This window comes from Bradyrhizobium pachyrhizi (assembly GCF_029714545.1).
GTDB classification, from domain to species: Bacteria; Pseudomonadota; Alphaproteobacteria; order Rhizobiales; family Xanthobacteraceae; genus Bradyrhizobium; species Bradyrhizobium pachyrhizi.
The window spans coordinates 8,198,351-8,215,691 of sequence record NZ_CP121667.1 but is presented as its reverse complement, the minus strand read 5'-3'; the positions used below and the strand labels follow the sequence as shown (position 1 = coordinate 8,215,691).

Annotated in this window: 21 protein-coding genes; 8 read left to right on the top strand and 13 right to left on the bottom strand. The window is 64.5% G+C overall.

Annotated elements, in window-relative coordinates:
• Positions 1–38 precede the first annotated feature (38 nt).
• The gene (locus QA639_RS38815) at positions 39–590 is read left to right on the top strand and encodes a GrpB family protein (RefSeq protein ID WP_157347247.1); all 552 of its coding nucleotides are present in this window, start codon (positions 39–41) and stop codon (positions 588–590) included.
• Positions 591–644: 54 nt separating this feature from the next.
• On the opposite strand, the gene QA639_RS38810 is transcribed toward QA639_RS38815, so the two are convergent.
• Positions 645–2,243, bottom strand: coding sequence for a DHA2 family efflux MFS transporter permease subunit (locus QA639_RS38810; RefSeq protein WP_157347245.1), 1,599 nt, complete (start codon positions 2,241–2,243; stop codon positions 645–647).
• Positions 2,243–3,496, bottom strand: coding sequence for an HlyD family secretion protein (locus tag QA639_RS38805; RefSeq protein WP_157347297.1), 1,254 nt, complete (start codon positions 3,494–3,496; stop codon positions 2,243–2,245). The genes QA639_RS38810 and QA639_RS38805 overlap by 1 nt, the downstream gene beginning before the upstream one ends.
• A gap of 213 nt (positions 3,497–3,709) precedes the next feature.
• Here QA639_RS38805 and QA639_RS38800 point away from each other — a divergent pair, with 213 nt between their 5' ends.
• Positions 3,710–4,426, top strand: a complete 717-nt coding sequence (locus QA639_RS38800) for a TetR/AcrR family transcriptional regulator (RefSeq protein ID WP_157347243.1) — start codon at positions 3,710–3,712, stop codon at positions 4,424–4,426.
• 6 nt (positions 4,427–4,432) lie between these two features.
• Here QA639_RS38800 and QA639_RS38795 read toward each other — a convergent pair whose 3' ends face one another.
• The 3 genes from QA639_RS38795 to QA639_RS38785 form a co-directional block, all read right to left on the bottom strand.
• Positions 4,433–5,149, bottom strand: coding sequence for a dihydrofolate reductase family protein (locus QA639_RS38795; protein ID WP_157347241.1), 717 nt, complete (start codon positions 5,147–5,149; stop codon positions 4,433–4,435).
• A gap of 121 nt (positions 5,150–5,270) precedes the next feature.
• A complete protein-coding gene (locus QA639_RS38790; protein WP_028334641.1) occupies positions 5,271–6,245 on the bottom strand; it encodes a magnesium transporter CorA family protein in 975 nt (324 codons plus the stop codon).
• A gap of 90 nt (positions 6,246–6,335) precedes the next feature.
• Positions 6,336–7,268, bottom strand: coding sequence for a transcriptional regulator GcvA (locus QA639_RS38785; RefSeq protein WP_157347239.1), 933 nt, complete (start codon positions 7,266–7,268; stop codon positions 6,336–6,338).
• Positions 7,269–7,385: 117 nt separating this feature from the next.
• On the opposite strand from QA639_RS38785, the gene QA639_RS38780 reads away from it, so the two are divergent.
• The 3 genes from QA639_RS38780 (at position 7,386) to QA639_RS38770 (ending at position 8,764) form a co-directional block, all read left to right on the top strand.
• Positions 7,386–7,634, top strand: coding sequence for a DUF1127 domain-containing protein (locus QA639_RS38780; RefSeq protein ID WP_157347236.1), 249 nt, complete (start codon positions 7,386–7,388; stop codon positions 7,632–7,634).
• A 28-nt stretch (positions 7,635–7,662) separates the two neighbouring features.
• Entirely contained in the window at positions 7,663–8,352 is a 690-nt protein-coding gene (locus tag QA639_RS38775; protein WP_028334643.1) for a glutathione S-transferase family protein, read from the top strand.
• A 121-nt stretch (positions 8,353–8,473) separates the two neighbouring features.
• Positions 8,474–8,764, top strand: a complete 291-nt coding sequence (locus tag QA639_RS38770; protein ID WP_157347234.1) for a hypothetical protein — start codon at positions 8,474–8,476, stop codon at positions 8,762–8,764.
• Here QA639_RS38770 and QA639_RS38765 read toward each other — a convergent pair whose 3' ends face one another.
• The 8 genes from QA639_RS38765 to QA639_RS38730 all read right to left on the bottom strand — a co-directional run bounded on the left by QA639_RS38765 (position 8,765) and on the right by QA639_RS38730 (position 15,127).
• The gene (locus QA639_RS38765) at positions 8,765–9,577 is read right to left on the bottom strand and encodes a hypothetical protein (protein ID WP_244978707.1); all 813 of its coding nucleotides are present in this window, start codon (positions 9,575–9,577) and stop codon (positions 8,765–8,767) included.
• Positions 9,578–9,602: 25 nt separating this feature from the next.
• Positions 9,603–11,021 carry an arsenate reductase/protein-tyrosine-phosphatase family protein gene (locus tag QA639_RS38760; protein WP_244978706.1) on the bottom strand — a complete coding sequence of 473 codons (1,419 nt, stop codon included), beginning with the start codon at positions 11,019–11,021 and terminating at the stop codon, positions 9,603–9,605.
• A 35-nt stretch (positions 11,022–11,056) separates the two neighbouring features.
• Complete coding sequence (locus tag QA639_RS38755) at positions 11,057–11,185, bottom strand: hypothetical protein (protein WP_276519530.1); 129 nt, start codon at positions 11,183–11,185, stop codon at positions 11,057–11,059.
• Between the two features lie 74 nt (positions 11,186–11,259).
• The gene (locus QA639_RS38750; protein WP_157347230.1) at positions 11,260–12,204 is read right to left on the bottom strand and encodes a DUF1259 domain-containing protein; all 945 of its coding nucleotides are present in this window, start codon (positions 12,202–12,204) and stop codon (positions 11,260–11,262) included.
• A 44-nt stretch (positions 12,205–12,248) separates the two neighbouring features.
• Positions 12,249–12,554: a hypothetical protein gene (locus tag QA639_RS38745; RefSeq protein ID WP_157347228.1), complete on the bottom strand. Its 306-nt coding sequence runs from the start codon at positions 12,552–12,554 to the stop codon at positions 12,249–12,251.
• Positions 12,555–12,628: 74 nt separating this feature from the next.
• Positions 12,629–12,862 carry a hypothetical protein gene (locus QA639_RS38740; RefSeq protein WP_028334649.1) on the bottom strand — a complete coding sequence of 78 codons (234 nt, stop codon included), beginning with the start codon at positions 12,860–12,862 and terminating at the stop codon, positions 12,629–12,631.
• A 58-nt stretch (positions 12,863–12,920) separates the two neighbouring features.
• Entirely contained in the window at positions 12,921–14,312 is a 1,392-nt protein-coding gene (gene chrA / locus QA639_RS38735) for a chromate efflux transporter (protein ID WP_028334650.1), read from the bottom strand.
• Positions 14,309–15,127: a chromate resistance protein ChrB domain-containing protein gene (locus tag QA639_RS38730; protein ID WP_157347226.1), complete on the bottom strand. Its 819-nt coding sequence runs from the start codon at positions 15,125–15,127 to the stop codon at positions 14,309–14,311. The genes chrA and QA639_RS38730 overlap by 4 nt, the downstream gene beginning before the upstream one ends.
• A 344-nt stretch (positions 15,128–15,471) precedes the next feature.
• Between QA639_RS38730 and QA639_RS38725 the strand changes: the two genes are divergently transcribed.
• The 3 genes from QA639_RS38725 to QA639_RS38715 all read left to right on the top strand — a co-directional run bounded on the left by QA639_RS38725 (position 15,472) and on the right by QA639_RS38715 (position 17,272).
• Positions 15,472–15,828 (top strand): hypothetical protein, encoded by a 357-nt coding sequence (locus QA639_RS38725; protein ID WP_244482372.1) that lies wholly within the window; start codon positions 15,472–15,474, stop codon positions 15,826–15,828.
• Positions 15,829–15,924: 96 nt separating this feature from the next.
• A complete protein-coding gene (locus tag QA639_RS38720; protein WP_157347224.1) occupies positions 15,925–16,203 on the top strand; it encodes a metal/formaldehyde-sensitive transcriptional repressor in 279 nt (92 codons plus the stop codon).
• 4 nt (positions 16,204–16,207) lie between these two features.
• Positions 16,208–17,272, top strand: coding sequence for a nickel/cobalt efflux transporter (locus tag QA639_RS38715; RefSeq protein ID WP_157347222.1), 1,065 nt, complete (start codon positions 16,208–16,210; stop codon positions 17,270–17,272).
• Positions 17,273–17,341: the final 69 nt, after the last annotated feature.

Below are 17,341 nucleotides of genomic sequence, written 5' to 3'. Positions count from 1 at the left end.
CGCGAAGGAGACCTCGCGGCAAGCAATCAGGGTGTGCCATGGAGAAATACGGCGCCGGGCCAATCGTTGTCCTCGACTATGACCCCAACTGGCCGGCCATGTTCGCGACGGAGCGCGCGGGGATCGAGCACGCGCTCGGCTCGCTGGTCCTGGCCATCGAGCATGTCGGAAGCACCGCGGTTCCGGGCTTGCCGTCGAAGCCGATCATCGACCTGATGGTCGGTGTCCCCAGCCTCGCGGAGGCACGGGAGCGCTGCTTCAGGCCGATCGAGGCGCTCGGTTACCACTACATACCGGAATACGCGGCGTGGCTGCCCGGCGAGTTGTTCTTCCGCAAGGGCCCTCCGGGGCCGTGGACCCATCATCTGCATCTGATGGAGCCATCCAATCCGCGCTGGGAAACGCTGCTGGTGTTTCGCGACTATCTTCGCGCGCACCCCGAGGCGGCCCGCGCCTACGCGGATACCAAGCAGGCCCTCGCTGCCGCCGCAAGAGAGGACATCGCGGCCTATCGCAACGGCAAAACGCGTTTCGTCGAGGAGACGACCGCGAAGGCCCGCGCGTGGCGCGCGGACCTGTCCGGTCGATAGCGCGGCCGCGCCACGTCTGCATTCTGCCGTAGCGCATCCATGCCCGCGCCGGGATCAATGACCCATGGGAGCGGGGCCGCCGAGCTTGACCTTGCGCAAGGTCAGCGCCAGCGGGATGGCGGAGAGCGAGATCAGCATCAGGACCCAGAACGCATCCATGTAGGACAGGAACGAGGCCTGGGTCTGCACCTGCTGCCCGATCCATTGGATCGCCTGTTGATGCGCCTGCGCCAGCGAATTGCCCTGGGCGACGAAGAAGTCGGTGACCTGGTGCAGCGTGTCCTGGTATTGCGGGCTTGACGGCGTCACCTGCTCGACCAGCCGGCTCTGGTGGAATTGCTGGCGATGCGTCAGCACGTTGGACACGATCGAGACGCCGATCGAGCCGCCGGTGTTGCGCGCCGCGTTGATCAGCGCGGAGGCCTGGTCGGTCTTCCCGGCGGGAATGCCGTCATAGGACGCCGCCATGATCGGCACGAAGATCAGCGGCAGGCCGACGCCGATCAGCATGCGCGAGCGCGCCATGAACCAGAAGCCGAGATCGCCATACACGTTGGTCATGCTGTACATCGAGGCGGCGATCACCAGCGCACCGGCAACGATCAGGTATTTCGGCTGCACCCTGGCGGCGAGCCGGCCGACCGCGAACATCATCATCATGGTGACGACGCCGCCGGGCGAGAGCACGAGGCCGGCCCAGGTCGCGGTGTAGCCGAAGTCCTGCTGCACCAGCTGCGGCAGGAATTGCGTGGTCGCGAGCAGGATGGCGCCTGTCGCCAGCATCACCAGGAAGCAGGCGCCGAACTGCCGGGTTGCGACCATGCGCAGGTCGATCATCGGATTGCGCCGGGTCATCTCCCACGGGATCATCAGCACGAACGCCGCGGCGCAGATCGCCGCAAAGGTGATGATGAAAGGCGAGGCGAACCAGTCGTCCTCGAGGCCGCGGTCGAGCACCACCTCGAGCGCGCCGAGGAAGGTCGCGACCAGCGCGAAGCCGATGAAGTCGAACCTGTTGTCCTGGGGCTGCGCTCCCTTGGCTTTCGCGGTCGCGGGCTCCTGCAGCACGGCCGCGATCAGAGCGATCGCGAACACGCCGACCGGCGCGTTGATCAGGAAACACCAGTGCCACGACAGGTTGTCGGACAGCCAGCCGCCGAGCGTCGGCCCGACCACCGGCGCCACCACGACGGCAATGCCGAACACCGCGAACGCCTGCCCGCGCTTGGCCGGCGGGAACGCATCGGCGAGAATCGATTGCGCCACCGGCACCATGCCGCCGCCGCCAAGACCCTGCAGGATACGGAACAGCAGCAGCGCGTTCAGATTGGGCGCGAAACCGCACAGGATCGAGCTGACCGTGAAGATGCCGAGGCAGATCAGGAAGAAGGTCTTGCGCCCGAGCGTGCGGGCGAGAAAGCCGGAGGCGGTCAGGATGATGGCGTTGGACACCAGATAGGTGGTGACCACCCAGGAGGCCTCGTCCTCGCTCACGCCCATGCCGCCGGCGATATAGGGCAGCGCCACGTTGGCGATGGTGGTGTCGAGCACCTCCATGAAGCTCGCGAGCGCGACCACGATGGCGATCAGCCAGGGATTGACGGTGACATTCGGAGTCGAGAAACCTTTCGCGTCGATGGCGGCGGCATTCATCACAGCCTCCCGAGGCTCGACTTCTCGAGGCGCTCGAAGAGGGACGGCGCGGCATCGATCCGCACCGTCGGGACGACGGACATGCCCGGGCCGAGCGCGACGTCGGCTGGCGGGTTGTCCATCACGATCTTCACCGGCACGCGCTGCACGATCTTGACGTAGTTGCCGGTGGCGTTCTGCGCCGGCAGCAGCGAGAACGCGGTGCCGGAGCCCGGCTGCACGCTCTCGACATGGCCCTGGATGGTGCGTCCGGGATAGGCGTCGATCTTCATCGTCACGCTCTCGCCCGGCCGCATCTTGTCGAGCTGGATCTCCTTGTAGTTCGCGGTAACCCAGGTCTGGTCGGGCACGAACATCGTGAGGTTGGTGCCGGCCTGGGCGAACTGGCCGACCGCGGCCGACAGGTTGACGACGCGGCCCGGCTGCGCGGCGATGACCGTCGTATAGGACAGATTGAGCTTGGCCTGGTCGCGCTGCGCCTCGGCCTGGGCGAGGTTGGCGACCGCGCTCTTGCGCTGCGCCTTCAGCGACTCGACCTGGCGCTGCGCGAGGTTGAGCGTCGCCTGCGCGCTCAGCAGCGCAGCCTGCTGCTGATGCAGCTGCGAGGTGAACTGCTCGGAATTCTGCACCGTGCCGTAGCCGGATTGCTCCAGATGCTGGTAGCGCGTCGCCTGCTGCTGGGCGAACACCAGCGCCGCCTGCGCCTGGTCGACCTGCGCCTGATTGGCAGCAATCTGCGCCTGCTGCACGTCGAGCTGCGCATCGACATTCTCGATGCTGGCGCGCGCGGCCGCGACCTGCGCCTCGGCCTGCGCCAGCGCGACGCGATAGTCGCGGTCGTCGAGCCGGGCGATCACGTCGCCGGCCGCGACATGCTGGTTGTCGGTGACCGGGACGGCGGTGATGTAGCCGGAGATCTTCGGCGCGAGCGCCGACTGCCGCGCCGCGATGAAGGCGTCGTCGGTGGATTCGAAATGCGCGCTGTAGTCCATGTAGAGATAGCCGCCGCCGATCGCTGCGGCGAGCAGCACGGCGCCGATCGCGGAGACGACCGGACGGCGGCGGAGAAAGCTGCGCCGTGTTGCCTTGCCGATGACCTCCGGCGGGATTGTTGCCGGCGGGGCGGATTGCTTGCCCGCGGGATGCTCCTGCGCCGGAGCCCGTGCGGTGACCGCGGGCCGGTCAGGCTCATGCGAGGCCGGCGCCGAGGGGGCACCCTCGATGCCCTGGTGGCCCGGTTGGTCGCGCTCCAAGACAGTGTCTTCAAACATGATGGCGGCTCCTGCTGTCAGGCGAGTGCCTTCACAAAAGGAACGGAACCGTTCCGTTCTATGCGGCAAATAGTCCCGCCACCGTGCGCCGTCAATAGAAACGGAACTGTATCGTTCTATTTACAACAAGATGTGATAAGGCTATATTGCCTGATATTGCCGGCCTGACCGGCCCATCGAACCCGGGTCGATGCGATGACCACCAGCACCCTGAAGAAGCCGCGGGCGCCGAAAACCAGGCCGGTCGAGGTGCGCGCCGGCCGGCCGCCGAAGGAGCTCGCCGGCGAGGTCGATGCGCGGATTCTCGATGCCGCGCGCAAGGTCTTCCTGCAGCGCGGGTTCGAGGGCGCGAGCATCGACGAGATCGCGGAAGTCGCGCGCTCCGGCAAGCGGACGATCTATGCGCGCTTTCGCGACAAGCGGGCGCTGTTCACGGAAGTGGTGACGCGGGACATCCTGGCACGCATTGCCGAGTTCAAGGCCGATCCGCCGGTCGGTGCGAACATCGAGGAGCGCCTCACCAGCGTTGCCTCGACCCTGCTGCATTGGGGCTTCGATGCCGACCGGATTGGCCTGATGCGGCTCGCCATCGCGGAGGCGCACCGCTTCCCGGATCTCGCCGCCAACGTCAACCGCAGGGCGCGCGCGCTCAGCACCGAGCTCGGCATTCACCTGCTGCGCGACCTGACGCAATCCGACGAGCTCGGCAAGCTGCCGGCCTTCGCGCCGGAGCAGTTGCCGACCACGGCGCGGATGTTCCTCGACATCATCGCGGTGCCGATGCTGCTCCGGGCGCTGTTTGAGGTGGATCTGAAGGCGCTCGATCCCGAGATCGATGCCCATGTCGCGCGCGGCGTCGCGTTCTTCGTCGCCGCGTGCCGGACCGGCTGGGTGGAGAATCCCAAGCCATAGGCGCGCTTAATCCGGCGCGCGCTCTACCGCGTGACGCAGCCAGACCATGCCGCCTTCCAGCGTCTCGCAATGGGTGAGCCGGAGCGATTGTCCGGCGCCTGGGCGGTCGCCTTCGGGGCCATGATAGTCGACGATGCTTTGTGAGCCGGCGACGCCGTCGACCGCCGGAAAGATCAATGTGCTGAATTCGTCGATCAGTCCATGCTTGAGGAAGGCGCCGTTGATCCCGCCGCCGCCTTCGAGCAGCAGCGTCCTGGCGCCGAACAGCAACGCGAGCTGCGCCATGGCGCCCGGCAGATCGTCGCCCTTGGTGCCGCCAAACAGATAGGACGCACCGTCCTCGCGCAGCTCGGCGAGATGTGCATCGGACACCTGCTCGCCCAGCACTGCGACGGCGTGATCGCCGCCGACATTGTCCTTGCCGAAATGCACGCGGCCCGACGGATCGATGCCGACAGCAAGCTTGCGGCCGTTACGGTTGCCGAGATACGCCTCGCGCGGCAGCCTCAGTGGGTTGGCGATATGGCGCTCCGCTCCCTTGGCCATCTCGTTCATGGTGACGCGGCCGATGATCCATCCATCGGCATTGAAGCCGTCATGGATCCTTTCGTAGTGGCCGCGCAGCACCTCGGCCGGGATGCCGGCGGCGGCCTTGGTGAAGCGGCTGGGATGAAGCCGGCCGTCGATCGACGTGCCCATGTGGCAGATGATGTAGGGGCGCATAGGCTGAACTCTTCGGTGGGGGATGACCACGCCAAATGGGCGAGTGGGGCAGCTTCAGATTTATAGACGCGCAGGCAGGTTCTCAACGCGGATAACGCGGCGGCGTTTCAACTTCGCTTGTTTAGTCGAACCAGCCGTGCCGCTTGAACCAGAGCACCGGCAGGATGCCGCTGGCGATGATCGCGGCCCAGGCCAAGGGATAGCCGAAGGTCCAGCTCAGCTCCGGCATCTCCTTGAAATTCATGCCCCAGACCCCGACCAGGATGGTCGGGGGAACGCCGACCACCGACACGATGGTCAGGATTTTGAACAGGTCGTTCTGCTGGATGTTGATGAAGCCGAGCACGGCGTCCAGCAGCAGCTGGATCTTGTCCGACAGCCGGGTCTCGTAATCACCCAGCGAAGCCACATCCTTGGAGACGGCCTCGAGCCGGCGCTTCGATGCCGACGTGATCCATTCATTGCCGACGTCATCGGCGAAGCTCGCGACTCGGCCGACGCCGAGCAGCACGTCGCGCGCCTTCGCCAGGCGATCGGCGAGCTCGCCGATGTTCTCCAGCGCCTCGCGCAGCTTGCGGCTGGAGCGCACCGGACGCTTGCTCCGCACCAGGCCGCCCCTAAAGACGCCCCGCGACAGCCTGTCGGTCTTGGCGCCGAGATGCTCCAGCACGTCGGCGCCGCGATCGATCATGGCCTCGAGCAGCGCAGTGAACACGCACATGCCGTTCTGCAGGCTCTTGTCGGTGCCGATCCGCTTCATGACGTCGTCGAACGTGGTCAGCTGCGCAAACCTTACCGTGACCAGCACCTTTGGGCCGATCACGAAGCCGATATTGGTGATCTCGGCTTCGTTGTTGTCGTCGAGCCGCACCGCCGGCGAGCTCAGATAGAGCCGGTCATGATCGGTGATCAGTCGGCTCGACGCCTCGATCTCGCTCAACGATCGCTCGGACGGGACGCGGATGTCGAGCGCGCGCTCGACGAACTGCTTTTCGTCCTCGGTGGGTTCGAGCAGATCGATCCAGATGATCTCGGACGGCAATTCCGCGCCGATACTCCGCCAATCGGAGGTCGCCGACCTGTACAGCTTCAGCAATGATCGGACTCCATGCATGGTGGGTCGTGCGTCCCACGACAATCGCGAGTGCGGCAACGCTGTTCCATGCATTTGGAAGCCTGCCGGCACTCACTTCAGCCGATGAGAGGTTCCGCCGAGGTCTTTGAGCCGGCGCAGGTCGCTTGCGGCCTCCGAGAGCAACCAGTCGCGAAACGTCACGATCTTCGGCAGGTTTGCGGTCGCCCTCGGGCAGACGATCCAGTAGGTCTTCGACAACGCCAGCGCCTGCGGAAATGGACGTACCAGATGGCCGTTGATGAGGTCCCATGCCGCCAGCGTGGTGCGCGCCAGCGCAATGCCTTGCCCATTGATGGCGGCATCAATCACCATGCTGGCGCGATTGAGGACCGGGCCATGCGTGGCGGCAGCATCGTCAAGTCCCGCTTCCTGAAGCCAGTTCTTCCAGTCGGCGCGACTGTCCATATGGATCAGCGGAAGTTTCAGGATGTCAGCGGGGTTGCTCAGGCGTCGCTTGCCGGACAATAGCTTTGGGCTGCACACGGCAAATAGCCGCTCCGGGCTCAGCCGCACCGCGTCAAGCCCCGGCCAGTTGCCGTCGCCATGGCGCACCGCGAGATCCACTTCCTCGCGCGCGAAGTCGACGTGGTGCAGCGTGGCGGAGACGCGCAGATCGATGCCGCTATGCGCCTCAACAAAGTGGCCGAGCCGGTGCACCAGCCATTTCGCAGCAAAATCCGGCGAGGTCGAAACCGTGAGCACACCGGTATTCTGCCGCAGCAATAGCCGCTCGGTGCCGATCGCGATGCGATCGAGCGCGTCGCGCACGACAGCGAGATAGTCGCGCCCGGCCTCGGTGATGATCAGGCGCTGGCGCTCGCGGTTGAACAGCTTGATCGCGAGCTCCGCTTCCAGCGCTTTCACCTGATGGCTGACCGCGCCCTGCGTGACACAAAGCTCTTCGGCCGCGCGCGTAAAACTCTCGTGGCGTGCGGCGGCCTCGAAGGCCTTCAGGGCATTGAGCGGCGGAAGGCGTGGGCGCATCGCACGACTTCATGAGAAAAATTAGGGCAGGCACGAGAAACGATGCTTTGCGGGAAACCGCCCCGCACCATTATTGAACAGCTCCAGTGAAGCATTTCAAGCAATTTGGAGCCTGTCGTGTCCGTCCTTTTAACCGATATATGGTCGATCCCTCCGGTGCCCGCCGCCGATCCGGCCACTCCAGTTCACCAATCCTGCTCAGGAACGTCACCAGGCTTCCGGCGCCCAGGATGGTGGAACTGGCTTGACCGGCCGTTTCAGCGCATGGCGCTACGCGAGATTGCCGATGATCCGCACCTGCTTCGCGATCTTGGCCTGACGCGCGAGGAGGCGCTGCGCGAAGCTGCCAAACCGTTCTGGCGCTGACAGACAAAAATCAAAAGAGAGAAAACAGATGTCCGATCCAATCGTCTACGGCTTTCCACGCAGTACCTTTGTCAACATCGTCCGCCTGATCCTGACGCACAAGGACGTGGCCTACCAATTTCAAGACCTTGAGCCGGTGATGGGAAAACCCGATCACCTGGCGCTCCACCCGTTCGACCGCGTCCCGATCCTTAAGCACGGTGATCTCACCGTCTATGAAACCAGCGCAATCGTCGCCTATGTCGACGAAGCCTTTGGCGGCGTGTCGCTGACGCCGAAAGACATCAAGGCGCGGGCGCGCATGAACCAGTGGATCAGCGCCGTAAACAGCTATTACTACCCCTACATGATCTACCACGTGACGCATGAGCGTCTGGTTTTCCCGGAGCTCGGCATCGCCCCCGACGAGAAAGTCGTGGCACATGCGCTGCCCAAGGTCGAGACGGGGCTTGCGGTGGCCGAGCGCCAGCTTGCGCACGGCAAGGATTTTTTGCTTGGGGACGAGCTCTCGATTGCGGATTTCTATCTGCTGCCCAGCACGTTCGCCTTCAGCCTCACCGCCGAAGGGCAGTCGATGTATCCGAAATTCCCGGCATTCTGCCGCTGGCGGGAGCGCATGGACAATCTGCCCGCAACGCAAAAGGTTCGCGCCGCCGTGCAGCGGGTGCCGATCGAACACGCGCGCGAATGGGCCACTTCGCACCGGCCGAAATATTGACCGTCACTGTTCGCGTGCAGAGCGCTCGGTTCCGACCACCATGTGCAGCCAGAAGGCCGTTTGTTTCCGAACAAAGGCGATGACGGAGCGTTAGTGCGGAGCAAGAGGAAAGGACAACGCCATGAAAAACTCCACACCGGTTGCATTCATCTCCGCAGTAGTGCTGACCTTTGCATTCGTCGGTAGCGATGTGAAGGCACAATCTACGCCTGTCCAGCAGGCCCAACCGCCGCATCAGTCGGAGCAAACCCGCGAGCAGGATCGCAGTCGTGCCGAGGACGTCAAGATCGGGCGTGACTGGAAGGCCGAAGGCGGCGAGAAGGACCACGCCGGCAAGGCACCCACCCCCGACGAGCATCAAACGGTCGGCCGCGATTGGCGCGCCCATCCTGAGAGCCGGGACCGCCAGTAGCTAGCGAGGCGGAATTGGCTGCGCCTGGCGCGTGGCGTGACGTTCGAAGAAGGAAAGCGGAAAGCCGAAGGTCAAGCCCGCACGTATTTCGTTTACCGGATGGCCTCCGGTGAGCGCGTGCCGGACCGCGATGTCGAAGCTGAGGTCGTCGCGCACACGATAGATCAGCCCGACCAACCCCGAGAACGTCTCCTCCTTTCCAAACTCGTTCTCGTAGAATATCTCGGCGACGGGGCGCACCGTCCAGGTCGTTGGCCCTTCGACAATCGCACCCACGAACACGTCGCCATGATGGTCGCGGGTGATGGCGGTCTCGGCGTTCAAGTGAATGGTGCCCCAATCCCAGCGCTGCGAGACGATGCCGGCCAGACTGACGCCAACCCCCGAATTGCCGGTGCTGTCAGGAAGAAGGACGCCAAATTCGGTCGCAATGCTCGGACCGGTCTTGTCCTGCAGGCTGCCGGGTACGACCACGTGTTTGAGAAACGCTCCGGCTGCGGTCAGGCTGGTTGGGCCGGGCGGAGAGAGCGACGTTTGTCCCTGGCCTTCGAAGACGGCTTCCCAATCCTCGCTCAGACCGTAGTTGAGAACCCAGGCCGGCGCGATCAGGCTTGTTCCGCTCTCATCACGCAAACGTCCTGCCGGCTGCAACTCGACCTCCATCTCCCCCTTCCTGGCAACGGCGGCATCGGTGCCATCGAAGGGGCGATAGGCCGAGGCGGGGCCGGACCATGCGATCAGTCCCCAAGCGGCCATGAAGCTCGGCGCAAGGCCTATCGAGCAGCTGCGAAAGCCCCGGCTGCGTTTCCACATGCGCCGTCTCCCCACAAAGTCGATCTCAAGGCATTGGCTTGAACACCCAGATTGCCGCCGGTCCCGCAGGCCCCGCGCGGACCGCAACAAACAGACGGTCCAGCTCCGGCACAAAGAGCGATGTTCGTGCGCCCGTCGCCGTCGGCAGGCGCGCGATCATTCGATAGGCCGCTCCATCAATCTCAAATACATCGACGTATCCACCGCCGCAGCTCACGTAAATGCGTCCGCGCTTTGCATCTACAAAGAGGTCGTCGGCATCGCCGCAAGTGCCGGCGGCTGCAATCGCCTTGCCGTCGGTCGAAAAGGCGGCAAGCTCGGCCGGACTGCGATACACCAGGAGAACGCGGCTTCGTTCGTGATCGATGGCCATCGCGAAATTACCGCCCTTGTCCAACGGCCAGCTGGTGAGTTGTTTCCCGGAAGCAATGTCCACCATCGCGACGGCTCTCGCGTCAGGCAGGTTGACAAAGATGCGCCCACCATCGGGCTGAAGCTGGAAGCTTTCCGGATGTGCCTTAAGAGGTAAGCTCCGAACCTTGGTCCGGGTGGATGGGTCGACGACTGCCAGGCCACCATCGCCATAACCGACGATGACGCGCTTGGCGGCCGCGTCGATCCGGATGTTGTCGGCGTCGCTGCCGAGTTCGATTCGTCCGGTCGCCTTGTACGCGTTGGCATCGTACAGCCGCACCGATCCATCGCGGGCGTTGGCGACGTAGAGGGTGTCGGTCGACGGCTCATAGCCGACGCCTTGGGGTTCGCTCAATCCGGTAATGGTTCGAAGCAAACTGCGCGCCGCCAGATCGACGACCCCGACGCTGTCATTGCCGAGCTCGGCCACGAACAGTCGCTGCCGCTTCAGGTCGACCGCCAGGTGATCGATCCGACCGCGGACATCGCCGAGCAGGATCTTCGTTTCGAGCTGGAGAGGCGTCTTGTCTCCTGCCGGTTCGGTTGCCGCTGCCAGCGTCGGAATGAGTGCGTCGATACGCCGGACGATCTGATCCCGGGCCGACTCATAGTCATCGATACCCAAGGGAATGCCGGACCAGTAGGTCACGTCGGCCCGTCCGCGCTGCTCGGCGGGTATCTGATCGAAAGCCACCACCTGGTCCGCCGCGGCGATGTCGTCCACGGTCAGCTGTTGCGGCGTGTTGGCTGCCTCCAGACCATCGAGTGCAAGGCCATCCTGGACCCTGACCGGCACCGACCGATAAAGGTCGATGCCGCGCGAGACCGCCCTGAACCGCAATCCGCGCTCCTGGGCCGCCTTGTTGAAATAGGCCGCCGCCATCTGGCTGTTCACCACGCCGTGCTGGCAGACAAAGACGACGATCTTGCCATCGTCCGCCGGCGCCGGCCGAGCCGATGTCAGCGCGATCGCAAGCAATGTGGCGGCAATGCGCAGCATCACGCGGGCACTCCTGAGCAGCGTGCGCATCGTCAGCATCTCACTTCAGCCCAAGGGCGCCCCTGTCACTTCTTGCAGGCTTTCTTGCACATCTGATACTCGGACTTGCAGGTCGGCCCGGCATAGTTCTTCATGCACGCCTTTTGCTGATCGGCGCAGACCTGACAGCTGGTCTGGCCGATCGCAGCGTCCATGCCCACAAGAACTCCGACGACAACCATGGACATGACCGTGAGGCTTCGCATAGTTGATCCCTCCGAGACCAGGCTCAGCCTTTTGTCGTGGCCGTCTTGTCCAGCGCGGCACGCAAGCCTTTGGCGAGTTTCACGGCGTCGTCATTGGCCCAGAAATGCATGAAGAACAGGCGCGGCTGTTCGTCCAGCATGTGGCTGTGCAGCGCGGTGACGTCGATGCCGTGGGTCCGCAGCGCCATGATGACGGGGTTGACCTCGTCATTTGTCAGCACGAAATCGCCGGTGATCGCCGCCTTGCCGCCGCCGGTCGGCTGGAAGTTGATGCCGATCGCGACGCCCATCGGGCCAACCGGGCTCAACGCCATGCCCTGTTCGGTGATCGGATCGCGGCGGGGCACGTTGAACTGATAGACGCCGCCATTGGCCTGGCCCTTGACGCCGATGATCTGATCGAGCTGCGCGGTATCGAGATCGATGGTCGGCGGCGGCGCGGCCGGCGCTGCGGCCTTGAGCGGCGTCTTGCTTTCCGCAAGGCCATCTCGGATCGCGGCGGCGATCTTGACCGGGTCGCCGTGGCCGGCGACGTGCATGTAGAAGGTGGCCGGGCTCGCGCCGAGCAAATGGTTGTGCACGGCCGTGATCTGCAGGCCGTTTCCGATCATCTTCAGCATCACAGGGTTGATTTCGGATTCGAGCAGCACCAGGTCGCCCATCGCCATGACGTCGTCGTGCATGGGCTTGAAGGCAACCCAGCCGCCGAGCGCCAGCGCCGGCTTGATGGTGATGCCGTCGAGCGTCACCGTCAGATCGCTCCGCGGAAAACCGTAGCGATGCACGTCACCGGTCACGGCGGGCTTTCTGCCCAGCGTGTCGTCGACCTTCTGCCAGTCGATCGCCTGCGCATGTGCCGACGAGACGAACGGCTCGGTGAACACCTGCCAGTCGATCTTTTGCGCGCTCCCGCCTGTGGCGAAGAGACAGGCACTGACGCCGATCAGCGCCGAAATCGTGTGTCGCATTGGATTGCTCCCTTGAATCTCTTTCGATGCTTCGGATCGTGGCTCTATTGCTTCGAGAGCCCGACAATGGTGCGGAACCCGGCGATGTTCTGCACCGCGATTTCGACGGGATCGCCGAAGCGGACGGCATTGAAGATCAGGCCGTCCTGGACCTTGAACCGTTCGATCCGGTCCGGAGATAACCGGATCAGCAGCGTGTCGTTGCGTTCATCGACGCGATCGACGACGCCGCGCAGCGTCTCGCTCCCTTGCGGGTAGACCATCGCCGCCTGCATTGTCACGGCCGCGTCCTGCCGCTCATCGAGGGCAGCCGGCGCTGCCAGGGTTGCGCCCGGCCCCAGCACCGCCATGCACAGGACCACAATTGCTCTCATCATGATTGTCACTCCATCGATCGGTTGACGACTTTCGCGCGCGCGGGAGCTCAGTCCCGCTCCTTGACCTGGCCGCTGCTGTCGATCACGAGCCGCACCGGCTTGCCGTTCTTCATCGCCTTCGCCGTCGTGCCCTCGGCCGTCGACTTGACGTCGGTGACCTGGGCGTAGCCGGCAGCTTGAAGTTTCGCGACCAACTCGTCCTGCGTCAGGGCGTAGGCGGGCAGGGCGCCGCCCGCGATCGCGAGCGCAAGGATCAGGCGGGATAGTTTTCGTTTCTGCATGGTTGTTCTCCTGGTTGTGTTGTGCTGCCCCAGGTTCTCAAGCTGCGCGCCGTTCCGCTCAGATGATGCCGGCGAGGCGCAGCAGTATGCCCGTGATGCAGGAGGCGGCGAGGACGCTGAGCATCCCCGCATTGAAGCGGAAGATCGCGATCGCGGCGGCGATCGACAGCGCCAGCGCCGGCCAGTCGAGGCTAGCGGGCACCGGCGCGTCGAACGACAGGCCTAGCCCGTGCACCGGGAATGTTTGCCGAAACAGCGTGTGCAGCGCGAACCAGATCGACAGATTGAGGATCACGCCGACCACGGCGGCGGTGATCGCCGAAAGCGCGCCCGCCAGCGCCTTGTTGCCGCGCAGCGCCTCGATGTAGGGCGCCCCGACGAAGATCCACAGGAAGCACGGCGTGAACGTCACCCATGTCGCCAGCAACCCGCCGAGTGTGGCGGCCAACATCGGCGACAGCCCGCTTGCCTCGCGGAACGCGGCCATGAAGCCCACGAACTGCACCACCATGATCAGCGGTCCGGGCGTGGTCTCGGCCATGCCGAGCCCGTCCAGCATCTCGCGCGGGCTGACCCAGTGATAATAGTCGGCGGCCTGTTGCGCGACATAGGCAAGCACGGCGTAGGCGCCGCCGAACGTCACCATCGCCATCTTGCTGAAGAAGATCGCGATCTGGGTGAACACGTCGCCGGGTCCCAAGGCAATCAGCAGGGCGAACACCGGCACCAGCCAGAGCGCGAGCCAGATGGCGCCGACCCGCAGAGTGCGCGATGCGTTGGGACGGACATGGTCCGGCACCGCTTCACCGAGCATGCTGTCGATCACGGCGGAATTCTTGCCGCCATGCTCGATCGCCGCAAATTCGCTCCGGCCGAGGCGTGCGCCGACCAGCCCTGTGACCGCGGCGGCGCCGATGATCAGCGGAAACGGCACGGCGAAGAAGAAGATCGCGACAAAGGCGATCGCCGCGAGCGCGATCATCACCCGGTTGCGCAGCGCGCGCTTGCCGACCCGCACCACGGCCTGGATCACGATGGCCAGCACCGCCGCCTTCAGGCCGAAGAACAGCGCCTCGACAAACCCGACATTGCCATATGCCGCGTAGATATAGCTGAGGCCCATGATGGCGAAGATGCCGGGCAGGATGAATAATCCGCCCGCCACGATGCCGCCGAGCGTCCGGTGCAGCAGCCAGCCGATATAGGTCGCCAGCTGCTGCGCCTCCGGCCCCGGCAGCAGCATGCAGTAATTGAGGGCGTGCAGGAAACGCCCCTCCGATATCCAGTTCTTCTCCTCGACCAGGATGCGATGCATCACCGCGATCTGGCCAGCCGGCCCGCCAAAGCTCAGGATGGCGACGCGTATCCAGACCAGCAGCGCCTCGTTGAAGGAGATGCCGTGCGCGGGCTCATGCCCGCGCGCCTTCGCTGTCGTTGCGACGTCGGTCATGGCTTCACCTTGCTGGTCGGCCAGTTGTGCGTCTCCTTGGTCGCATCGCGGCACCATCGGTAGAAGGCGTCGTAGAGCAGCAGCCCGGCGCTCAACTGTTCGAGGTCGTCGTCGAACATGCGCGACAGGCCGAGCGAGGCGGCGAGTAGCCCGGGCGCCTCCGGCGAAAGCTCGAGCCGCGCGGTATCGGCCGCCCGCACCATCGTCGCGAGCCGCTCCAGCGCCGGCGTCGCGAGTCCGAATTCCTTGACCATCACGTCGAAGGTGCAGAGCTCGCCGCGGTGGCTCCAGAACACGTTCTCGATGTCGAACGGCGTGGCGTCGAACCGTTCGGCCACCGCCTCGACCTCCGCCGATGTGACGAACAGGAACACGGCCGCGGGATCGACGAAGCGGCGGATCAGCCATGGACAGGCGATGCGGTCGATCTTCGGCCGCGATCGCGTCACCCAGACGGTACGACCCCGCCCGTCGCGTTTTGGAATCTTGTCGGCGGGAACGGTCGGTAGCTCCGCTTCCCGCCAGCCGAGGTGGCCGCCCTCGAGAATCTCGGCCGCGATGTTGCTGCAGCGGAGCCAGGCGGCGGTGCCTTCGGAAAGCTTCTGTCCCTTCTGGCAGACCACGACCACCGACTGGCCGGCGAGGCGGGAAGCCCAGTCCTGGACGCCGAGATGGGAGTAGCGGACCGCGCCCGGAATCAGGCGCGGATCGGCGGCGAAATCTTCATCGAGACGAACGTCGACAAGCGTCGGCGCCTTCGCCGTGCCGATGAGACGGGATAATTTTTCGGATGAGATCGATGTGTATGACGACATGGTGCGCCCTTGGTGACAGGACGCGATTCTTGGGCATGTCGCCTCGCGGGGAGATCGCACATCCCCGTACACACATCAAAAACCCTGATCTCCAGGCTGTCAACCTGACTTTGCCAAATCCCGCAGCTATCGCCGATCGACGGTCACGAAAACTTCATCGCGTAGCTTGGAACAAGCATCCGTGGACTCAGGCCGATCGGGTCACCTCTCCACCTCCGGCGAGTTGCGAATAGGAACATACAATTCGCTGCCGAGTTGCGCGGTGGCAGGGACCAACTCAGGTAGATGCCGACACCGCGAACGTGTCGCGCTCCCGCCTGCATTCATTGGAGCAATGCCGATTGATGGACAGTCATTATTGGCATGCGACGCCTGTTGCTCTTGTCGTTATGCTGCTCATCACAACAACCGGCGGCGCTCTCGCCCACGATCACCAGCACCCCGAATTGAACGGTTGGTACGAGGGCTTGCATAGCAGCAAGGGTCCCTGCTGCGATGGCACGGATGCGCAGCACATCGACGACGTCGACTGGGAAACCAGGAATGGCCATTATCGGGTGCGCATCGATGGCGAGTGGGTTGACGTTCCGAACGAAGCCGTCGTGCCCGGACCGAACCTGTCCGGCCGACCCATCGTGTGGCCCTACTACATAGACGGTCACCCGAAGGCGCGTTGCTTCATGCCCGGCAGCATGGGCTGACGCCCGCCGCTGACATCCCGCCGCCATGTCTCGATGCGCGCCCGGCCGGCCGACAGCATGGTTGACCAATATAGGGTACCCCCCTATATTACAATCATGTCGCATACCATCAAGCACAAGTCCAAGCTCGTCGGCCGGGTTCGCCGCATCAAGGGCCAGCTGGAGGCCGTCGAGCGCGCGCTGGAGTCCGAGATTGGTTGTGCCGACGTGCTGATGCTGGTGGCCTCGGTCCGCGGCGCCATCAACGGGCTGACCGCGGAATTGCTCGAGGACCATATCCGTCATCACGTCGTGGATCCCGCTCACGAGAAGGATACCGAGAAGGCGCAAGGCGCCGCGGACCTGATCGACGTCGTTCGTACCTATTTGAAGTGAGTCCATGACCGACCTGTCTCAGCTGCTCCAGCAGAGCAGCGCGCATGCGTGGCTGTTCGTACCCAGCGCGATCCTGCTCGGCGCACTGCACGGGCTCGAACCCGGCCACTCCAAGACGATGATGGCGGCCTTCATCATCGCGATCCGCGGCACGGTGGTGCAGGCGGTGCTGCTCGGCCTGGCGGCGACGGTCTCGCACACGGCCATCGTCTGGCTGGTCGCACTCGCCGGGCTTCATTTCGGCCAGCAATGGTCCGGAGAACGCAGCGAAGCCTGGCTGCAACTGGCGTCGGCGGTGATCATCATCGCGATCGCGGCCTGGATGGCCTGGCGCACCTGGCGCGAGCAGGCCGCCGAACACGATCATCACCATCATCACGACGAAACGCACCAGCTGGTCCTGGCCGGACAATCGCTGTCGCTCGAGGTCTTCGAGGACGGCGTGCCGCCGCGCTGGCGGTTGCGAAGCGAGGCTGGAGCGCTGCCGGCGGCCGGCGACGTTGACGTCGTGACGATCCGTCCCGACGGCAGCGAGCAATGCTTTCGCTTCGCCGACAGGGGTGGCTATCTGGAAAGCATCGACGAAATTCCGGAGCCGCATGCCTTCAAGGCGCGCCTCTCGGTGCGCGCGGACGTGGCGGAAGTCCTGTTCGAGGAGCATGACCATGCGCATATGGATCTCGGCGACGAGGACGACGCGCATGCGCGCGCACACGCCGCCGACATCCGCAAGCGCTTTGCCGGACGCACCGTGACGACATGGCAGATCATCCTGTTCGGCCTGACCGGCGGGCTGATTCCGTGTCCGGCGGCGATCACCGTGCTACTGCTCTGTCTCCAGCTCAAGCAGTTCAGCCTCGGCTTTGTGCTGGTGCTTTGCTTCGGCATCGGGCTTGCGCTCACCATGGTCTCCGCCGGTGTTGCGGCCGCGCTGAGCCTGCGTCATGTCGAACGTCATTGGGCCGGCTTCAGCCGCTTTGCCCATCGCGCCCCCTACGTGTCGGCCGCGCTGATCGTGCTCGTCGGCCTCTACACCGGCTGGCTCGGGTTGCACGGGATCACGGCGTGATCCGGGATCGCGGCCTGATCCGCTTCGCCTCACTTCCATCTTGAAACCTGCGCGCGGTGGTCTAGATTT